Here is a 7,779-nt window from a genome sequence, read left to right as displayed (position 1 = left end):
AAGCAGCTTGTATTCCAGGCAATGAAAGATCGATCCGCCTTCTCGAAAAAGCCGGATTTCAGAGAGAAGGACTGCTCCGCTCTTACCTAAAGATAAACGGAATGTGGCAAGATCATCTCCTCTTCGCCCTGATTGAGGACGATGTGCGGGCTGGCAAGTGAAGGTGTATCGGTGGCTTTATTGGGACGACAGATGCTGAAAGGCTTATCGCGGGCTCTGGTCCTTTTGTTTATGCTGGTTGCGGCCCACTCCGCTGCCAATGCCTTCGAAACCATCAAAATCACCAAGGAAAGCACGGCACTCGACCTTTCGAAGGCGGTCGAGGTTTATCGCAACCAGGGCGAGACATTCCAGATTTCCACAGCGCCGGGTACGGACGGAATTGTTCGGCGCATCGAGGTTCAGGCAAACGACAAGCGCTCGACCGGCGACTGGGCGGCGTTCTCGCTCGCCAATCCGACGGATGAGCAAATCGATCGTCTGATCGTGGCTCCTCATTTTCGGCTCGTTGGGTCGCGCTTCATCTGGCCCGATCTCGGCTCGACGCGTATCACATCGATTACACCGAGCGAGGGATTTGCCCTCGATCGCCAGGCAAGCGATGACGCGGATATTTTCCTCATCACCCTCAATCCCGGCTCGGTGATCACGCTTGTCGCGGAACTTGCCTCGCCCAACCTGCCGCAGGTCTATGTCTGGGAGCCGAACGCCTATAAGGATACGGTCAATTCCTACACGCTTTATCGCGGTATCCTGCTTGGCATCGCCGGCCTGCTCGCGCTGTTTCTGACGATCCTTTTCGTCGTCAAGGGAACTTCGCTTTTCCCGGCAACGGCAGCGCTGGCATGGGCTGTTCTTGCCTATATCTGCGTTGATTTCGGGTTCTGGAGCAAGCTTATCGAGATTGCGCCCGGCAATGAACAGATGTGGCGAGCGGGCACGGAGGTGGCGCTGGCGGCGACGCTTGTCATCTTCCTTTTCACCTATCTGAACCTCAACCGCTGGCACGACAATTTCAGTTATGGCGCACTGACATGGATCCTCGGCCTTGGCATCGTCTCGGGTGTCGCCATCTTCGACCCACCAATCGCCGCCGGCATAGCCCGATTTTCCTTCGCGCTGACGATCCTGGCAGGTACTGTCCTGATCGGGTTCTTCTCGTTCCGTAGCTATGACCGGGCAATCATGCTGATCCCGACATGGATCCTCCTGCTGGTCTGGCTGACGGGCAGCTGGCTGACAGTCGCCGGCATCCTTGCCAACGATATTATCCAGCCGGCGCTCGCCGGTGGTCTCGTCCTCATCGTCCTCCTGATCGGCTTTACCGTCATGCAGCACGCCTTTTCGGGTGGCGCACTGCAACAGGGGCTTTTCTCTGACGTCGAGCGGCAGGCACTCGCCATCATCGGTTCGGGCGACATTGTCTGGGACTGGGACGTTCCGCGCGACCGTGTCGTGACGACGCCCGACCTTACCAATTTCCTTGGCGCATCGGCGAGTTCCCTGCACGGCGCCGTACGCAACTGGTTGCCGATGCTGCATTCGGATGATCGCGACCGCTTCCGCACCACCCTCGACGTTATCCTCGAGAACCGCCGCGGGCGCATTTCCCAGACCTTCCGCCTGCGCGCCAATGACGGCCACTATTACTGGTATTCGTTGAAGGCTCGCCCGGTCATCGGTTCGGACGGTGAAATCGTGCGTTGCGTCGGTACGCTGATCGACGTTACCGAGCAAAAGAAGGCCGAGGAGCGCCTGCTGCATGATGCCGTTCACGACAATCTGACCGGCCTTCCCAATCGCGAGCTCTTCCTTGATCGCCTTGGTTCGGTAATCACCATGGCGCAAACGGAAAGCAAAATCCGCCCGACGGTATTCATCATCGATATCGACCGGTTCAAGCAAGTCAATGATGGCCTCGGCCTTTCTGCCGGAGATACCTTCCTTCTGACCATATCGCGCCGCCTGCATCGCCTTTTGCGGCCACAGGATACCCTGAGCCGCCTTTCCGCCGACCAGTTCGGCTTGATCCTCGTATCGGAGAGCGAGCCTGCCAAGATCGCCGCATTCGCCGACGCTGTGAAACAGGCCATCCGCGCCCCGATCGCCTTTGCCAAGCGCGAGATCGTGCTCACCGCATCGCTCGGCCTCATCACCTGGACAAGCGGCAGCGCTGCCTCGCCAGAGGATCTGGTGAAGGATGCGGAACTTGCAATGTACCAGGCCAAGCGCTTTGGCGGCGACCGTATCGAACCGTTCCGTCCCGCCTTCCGCGCCGTGGGCAGCGATCGTCTACAGCTTGAGTCGGACCTGCGACGCGCACTTGAACGGCGCGAAATCCACATGGTCTATCAGCCGATCGTTCGGCTCGATGACAACAGCATTGCGGGCTTTGAAGCACTCATGCGCTGGGATCATCCGCGCCGCGGATCCATACCGCCGTCGGAGTTCATCCCGATCGCCGAAAGCTCGGGCCTGATCGTCCAACTCGGCTTGTTCGCGATGCAGAAGGCGGCCGAAGACCTCGTCAATTGGCGGCAGACCCTCGGAGCCACGCCACTCTTCGTTTCGGTAAATATTTCAAGCAGCCAATTGATCCGCCAGGACCTGATCGATGACGTCCGCTCGGTCCTTCTCCAGACCCAGATCGAGCCGGGCAGCCTGAAACTCGAACTCACTGAATCACTCATGATGGAAAACCCGGAACGCTCCGGCTATGTGCTTTCGAGCATCAAGGCGATGGGTGTTGGCGTTTCTCTCGATGATTTTGGCACCGGTTATTCGTCTCTCTCCTATCTTACCTCCTTCCCGTTCGACATGATCAAGATCGACCGTTCGTTCCTGAAAGCCGATCAGCCGCAAAAGGTGACGCTGCTGCGCTCCATGATCAGCATGGCGCATGATCTTGGCCTGGCCGTTGTCTCGGAGGGGATTGAAAGCGAGAGCGATGCGCTGCAATTGCGTCAGATGGGCTGCGAATACGCCCAGAGCTTCATGTTCAGCCCGCCCCTGGCGCTTGACGTCGCAACCAAGCTTCTGCGCGAGCAATTCCAGCAGTCCAAGGCGTCGTAAGATTCCAGTAAGCCGCCCTCGGATTTGACAAGCACACCGAGGGAGCAGCCGGGAAATGTCAGGCGTGCCCGGCGACCATGGCGAGGCGCGATGGATCGATGCCCATATAGGCGAGCAGGCGATCGTAGGTGCTCTCGATCTTCGTGTCGAAAAGGAGATCGTGCGGCGCCTGACAGGTGAGCCAACCGTTATTGGCGATCTCATTCTCAAGCTGGCCCGAGGCCCAGCCGGAATAGCCCAATGTCATCAAGGCCCTGCGCGGGCCGCGTCCACTCGAAATGGCGCGCAAAATATCCACGGTACCGGTAAGGCAGATTTCTTCGGCGACGGGCATGGTCGAATCCGTCAGGTAGTCGTCGGAATGAAGAACAAAGCCGCGACGCATTTCAACCGGGCCGCCATTGCGCACCAGAAAATCACGCGTCCGCTCCGGCATCATGATGACCTGTTGTTCATCAAGCACGCCAAGCTGGACAAGTATTTCGCCAAATTCCATTTCCTGGGCGCGATTGATGATGAGACCCATCGCGCCGTTGTCTGAATGAGCACAAATGTAGATGACAGAGCGCGCAAACCGGCTGTCTTCCATTCCCGGCATGGCGAGAAGGAATTGTCCGTTAAGAAAACCGGCCTCGTTGCTCACGTCTCTTAAGTTTCCCATAAGTATGAGGGTACCAAGGATTCTATAAATGACAACGCCCTCTGGTAACGAATTGTAAACGATGGCGATGCTGAAGCCGAAAAGTTCACTTAAACACGGGCTCGTCACGTAGATATGATGGGCAAATCCGGCCATCTCCTTGATCGGAACGAAAAGCGTTGTAATTGTCGCCGCATGAAAACAAAATTCCTTTGCATCCTCGTCGCATTGCTCTTTGCTCTTCCGGCAGCCGCAGCCAATTCAAGCTGGACCAGCACGCCGGGCGGCAAAGTCAGGATCATCGTCGACAATCCCACTGAAGCGGCACCGGAGGTTCGTGGCGCCATCCAGATCAATCTCGACCCAGGCTGGAAGACCTATTGGAAAGAACCGGGCGACGCAGGCGTCCCGCCCGAACTCGACCTCAGCGCGAGCACCAATATCAAGGGTTATGCGCTTTCCTTCCCAACGCCGCACCGCTTCGAGGATGGCGGAACCCAATGGGCCGGGTATAAGAAGCCCGTGGCACTCCCATTCACATTGACACTTGCCGACCCTGCCAAACCCGCCCACTTCACGGGCCATGCATTTTTGGGGATTTGCGAGACCATCTGCATTCCGGTCACTGCCGAATTCGACATTTCTATCGACGGCACGCCCAGCGACGCTCTCACCAAGACGCAGGTTTCGACAGCGTTCGGCCAATTGCCCGCGCCGGCATCCACGGCATTCGGGGTTCGCAGCGTCGCGCGCGACGACGACCATCTGGACTTTACGGCCGATCTTCCGGCAGGTGACGAGGACATCGACCTGTTTGTTGCGGGCGATGGCGGGGCCAATTTCGGCATGTCGAAACTGAAGTCCCGAGACGAGAAAAGCGCAATCTTTGCCGTGCCGGTTGTTTCGGGCACCCAGGCCAAACCAGGGCCGCTATATTATACGCTGGTGCAGGGCAACAAGGCGGTATCCGGCACGATCACCGTCAAGGAATAGCCATTAATTCCTCGACTTTTTCCTGACCGCGCCCTATCTGCGGTAAGCCTTATGCAATTCTCAAAAGGAGCAATTCATGACAATCAAGGTAGGTGAGCGTTTGCCCGACGCCACGTTCAAGACGAAGACCGATGAGGGCGTCAGCGAAGTGCGCTCGGACAACCTTTTCAAGGGCAAGAAGGTCGTCCTCTTTGCCGTTCCAGGCGCTTTCACGCCCACGTGCAGCATGAACCATCTCCCCGGCTACCTCGAAAACCGTGATGCGATACTCGCAAAGGGTGTCGATGCGATTGTTGTGGTTGCGGTCAACGATCCGCACGTCATGGGCGCATGGGCCAAGGCGACCAATGGCGAAGGCAAGATCCAGTACCTGTCTGACGGAAATGCGACCTTTACGAAGGCCGTTGGCCTCGATATCGACCTCGCGGCCGGGAATATGGGCGTTCGCTCAAAGCGTTATTCGATGCTCGTCGAGGACGGCGTCGTCAAACAACTCAACATTGAAGAGGCGCCTGGTCAGGCGGTAACATCGAGCGCTGCAACCTTGCTCGGACAGCTCTGAGCTTTGAAATCAATGGCGAGGGTCGGTTTACCGGCTTTCGCCGCTTTGAACGGCCGGCTTGCGTTTGAAGGGGGCCATGCCTGTACGTGCGAGTTCGTCGGCACGTTCGTTTTCCGGATGGCCCGCATGCCCCTTCACCCAATGCCATACGACCTTGTGGCGCTTGCGTGCTTCATCAAGCGCCTGCCAGAGTTCGGCATTCTTCACTGGCTTCTTGGCCGCGGTTTTCCAGCCATTGCGCTTCCATCCTTCGATCCAGGCCGAAATGCCGTCGCGGACATAGACGGAGTCGGTATAGAGATCGACTTGGCAGGGTTCCTTCAGCGCGTTTAGCGCAGCGATCGCTGCCATGAGTTCCATGCGGTTGTTGGTCGTCTCCGCCTCGCCGCCGTAAAGCTCCTTCTCGTTCCCGTTCCAGCGCAGGACGACACCCCAACCACCCGGCCCCGGATTGCCCGAACAGGCGCCGTCAGTGTAAGCCTCGATCTCCTTCACGCCTTTTGTCCTTCGAGCAAGAGGCCGTATTCCTCAGCCGACTTGATCTGCCGGTGGAACCGCATGCGACGCAGATATTCCATCGGGTCCTTCTTGACGACGAGGCTGCCCTCCGGCGTGTTCAGCCAGTCGTAGAGGCGGGTCAGCATGAAGCGCAGAGCCGAGCCACGTGCTAGGATCGGCAGGCTTGCCGCTTCGTCCGCCGAAAGGGAACGGATCGACGTATAACCACGCAGGAGCGCCGTTCCCTTGGTGAGATTGAAGGTATTGTCCTTCTCGAAGCACCAGGCATTGAGGCAGACGGCTACGTCGTAGGCCAAGAGATCAGTGCAGGCAAAGTAGAAATCGATCAGCCCGGAAAGCTGGCTGCCGAGAAAGAAGACATTGTCCGGAAAAAGATCGGCGTGAATGACGCCGTGGGGCAGATGCGACGGCCAGTTTGCCTCCAAGAAAGCGAGGTCGGCTTCGGTCTCGTTGGCAAGGCCCGGTTCGACGCTGTCCGCGCCAGCTTTCGAATTTTCCCATAAGGGCCGCCATCCTTCGACGGAGAGCGCGTTCTTGCGGCGCATGGGGAAATCCTCGCCCGCAAGGTGCATCCGCGCCAGCGCCTCGCCAACGGCGAAGCAATGCTGCACGGTCGGGCGGCGCATCCACATGCCTTCGAGGAAGGTGACGATGGCAGCGGGGCGGCCGGCAAGCTCACCGATACTCGAACCGGACTTCTGGTTGACCGGTAGCGGGCAGTTTATGCCCTTGCCAGCGAGGTGACGCATGAGGCCCAGAAAAAAAGGCAGGTCATTGCTGTTCACCCGCCTCTCGTACAGCGTCAGGATGAACGAGCCAGTACTTGTGTGAAGCAGGTAGTTTGAATTTTCGACACCCTCGGCGATCCCTTTATAGGAGAGCAGTTCGCCGATCTCATAGTCTTTGAGAAAATGCCCAAGATCGATTTCATTGATATCGGTATAGACGGCCATGGTCAGCGGCTTCCATTGACGAAGGCCATGTCGCGGCTCGTCAGTTCCACGTCACGCAGGTCGCGCATTACATGGAAGTTCTCGGTCTCGATTGTCGTTTCGGCAAGTTCGATGGAAACGGCGTAGCGCTCCGAAAAGAACTGGATGATCTCATCCACAATGATTTCCGGGGCAGAAGCGCCTGCGGAGAGCCCGACGATTGATATGTCCCCGACCGCGTCCCATTCGATGTCGGAAGCACGCTGCACCAGCATCGACTGGCTTGCCCCCGAACGTTCCGCGACTTCGACCAGGCGCTTCGAGTTTGAGGAGTTAGGCGCTCCAACAACAAGGAAGAGATCGCAACCGGGTGCTGCCGCCTTCACGGCGTCCTGGCGATTGGTCGTAGCATAGCAGATGGACTCGGCAGCGGGCGCCGTCAGGGCGGGAAAGCGCCGCTGCAGCGTTGCGATGATCCCGGCCGTATCATCAACGGAAAGGGTCGTTTGGGTTACGAAGCCGAGATTGTCCGGATCGGTGGGCAAATAGGCTTCAGCGTCCTCGATCGTCTCGATAAGCGTGACTGCGCCTTCCGGCAGTTGACCCATCGTGCCGATCACCTCGGGATGGCCGGAATGCCCCACAAGAATGACGTGGCGCCCGAGCCTCTGGTGGCGCATTGCCTGCTTGTGCACCTTTGACACCAGCGGACAGGTCGCGTCGAGATAGAAGAGATTCTTGTTTTCCGCATCGGCCGGGACCGATTTTGGCACACCATGCGCGGAAAAGACCACCGGTTGGTCGCGGTGCTCTGCTGGAATCTCGTCGAGTTCCTCGACGAAAACGGCGCCCCGCGCCTGCAGGCCCTCGACCACGTAGCGGTTGTGCACGATTTCGTGCCGCACGTAGACCGGCGCACCATATTTCTTCAGAGCCAGGACCACGATCTGGATCGCCCGATCCACCCCGGCGCAAAATCCGCGCGGTCCGCACAGGCGGATTGTCAGTGGTCTCTTTTCAGGCATCTTTTCAAGTCTCGCGGAACCAGTTTGAGTGCTTCT

Annotated in this window: 8 protein-coding genes; 4 read left to right on the top strand and 4 right to left on the bottom strand. The window is 58.3% G+C overall.

Features of this window, described 5'->3' with window-relative positions; genetic code table 11:
• Positions 1–161: GNAT family protein (locus tag AAAB35_RS29125; protein WP_340671821.1), on the top strand; the 161-nt coding region annotated here is incomplete at its 5' end.
• A 70-nt stretch (positions 162–231) separates the two neighbouring features.
• A complete protein-coding gene (locus tag AAAB35_RS29120; RefSeq protein WP_340671820.1) occupies positions 232–3,072 on the top strand; it encodes an EAL domain-containing protein in 2,841 nt (946 codons plus the stop codon).
• 58 nt (positions 3,073–3,130) lie between these two features.
• On the opposite strand, the gene AAAB35_RS29115 is transcribed toward AAAB35_RS29120, so the two are convergent.
• Complete coding sequence (locus AAAB35_RS29115) at positions 3,131–3,733, bottom strand: YqgE/AlgH family protein (RefSeq protein WP_340671819.1); 603 nt, start codon at positions 3,731–3,733, stop codon at positions 3,131–3,133.
• Positions 3,734–3,907: 174 nt separating this feature from the next.
• On the opposite strand from AAAB35_RS29115, the gene AAAB35_RS29110 reads away from it, so the two are divergent.
• Both AAAB35_RS29110 and AAAB35_RS29105 read left to right on the top strand, forming a co-directional pair.
• Positions 3,908–4,705, top strand: a complete 798-nt coding sequence (locus AAAB35_RS29110) for a protein-disulfide reductase DsbD domain-containing protein (RefSeq protein WP_340671814.1) — start codon at positions 3,908–3,910, stop codon at positions 4,703–4,705.
• A gap of 76 nt (positions 4,706–4,781) precedes the next feature.
• On the top strand, positions 4,782–5,267 hold the full coding sequence (locus tag AAAB35_RS29105) for a peroxiredoxin (protein ID WP_340671813.1): 486 nt from the start codon (positions 4,782–4,784) through the stop codon (positions 5,265–5,267).
• Positions 5,268–5,294: 27 nt separating this feature from the next.
• Here the strand turns inward: AAAB35_RS29105 and rnhA are convergent, their stop codons facing one another.
• From rnhA to ispH, 3 genes are read right to left on the bottom strand one after another with little or no spacing between them, the layout of a single operon-like run.
• Positions 5,295–5,762 (bottom strand): ribonuclease HI, encoded by a 468-nt coding sequence (rnhA, locus tag AAAB35_RS29100; RefSeq protein WP_340671812.1) that lies wholly within the window; start codon positions 5,760–5,762, stop codon positions 5,295–5,297.
• Positions 5,759–6,739, bottom strand: a complete 981-nt coding sequence (locus tag AAAB35_RS29095) for a homoserine kinase (protein WP_340671811.1) — start codon at positions 6,737–6,739, stop codon at positions 5,759–5,761. The genes rnhA and AAAB35_RS29095 overlap by 4 nt, the downstream gene beginning before the upstream one ends.
• Before the next feature lie 2 nt (positions 6,740–6,741).
• Positions 6,742–7,743 (bottom strand): 4-hydroxy-3-methylbut-2-enyl diphosphate reductase, encoded by a 1,002-nt coding sequence (gene ispH, locus AAAB35_RS29090; protein WP_340671810.1) that lies wholly within the window; start codon positions 7,741–7,743, stop codon positions 6,742–6,744.
• Positions 7,744–7,779: the final 36 nt, after the last annotated feature.

The sequence above is a fragment of the Phyllobacterium sp. genome (assembly GCF_037994425.1).
Lineage (GTDB): Bacteria > Pseudomonadota > Alphaproteobacteria > Rhizobiales > Rhizobiaceae > Phyllobacterium.
Note: the sequence above shows the minus strand (reverse complement) of the source record. Positions and strands in the feature narration are given on the sequence as shown.

Excerpts from the sequence above, each read along its gene's own strand:
- AAAB35_RS29120 (WP_340671820.1), top strand. The coding sequence starts at position 232 with ATGCTGGTTGCGGCCCACTCCGCTGCCAATGCCTTCGAAACCATCAAA.
- AAAB35_RS29115 (WP_340671819.1), bottom strand. The coding sequence starts at position 3,733 with ATGGGAAACTTAAGAGACGTGAGCAACGAGGCCGGTTTTCTTAACGGA.
- AAAB35_RS29110 (WP_340671814.1), top strand. The coding sequence starts at position 3,908 with ATGAAAACAAAATTCCTTTGCATCCTCGTCGCATTGCTCTTTGCTCTT.
- AAAB35_RS29105 (WP_340671813.1), top strand. The coding sequence starts at position 4,782 with ATGACAATCAAGGTAGGTGAGCGTTTGCCCGACGCCACGTTCAAGACG.
- AAAB35_RS29095 (WP_340671811.1), bottom strand. The coding sequence starts at position 6,739 with ATGGCCGTCTATACCGATATCAATGAAATCGATCTTGGGCATTTTCTC.
- ispH (WP_340671810.1), bottom strand. The coding sequence starts at position 7,743 with ATGCCTGAAAAGAGACCACTGACAATCCGCCTGTGCGGACCGCGCGGA.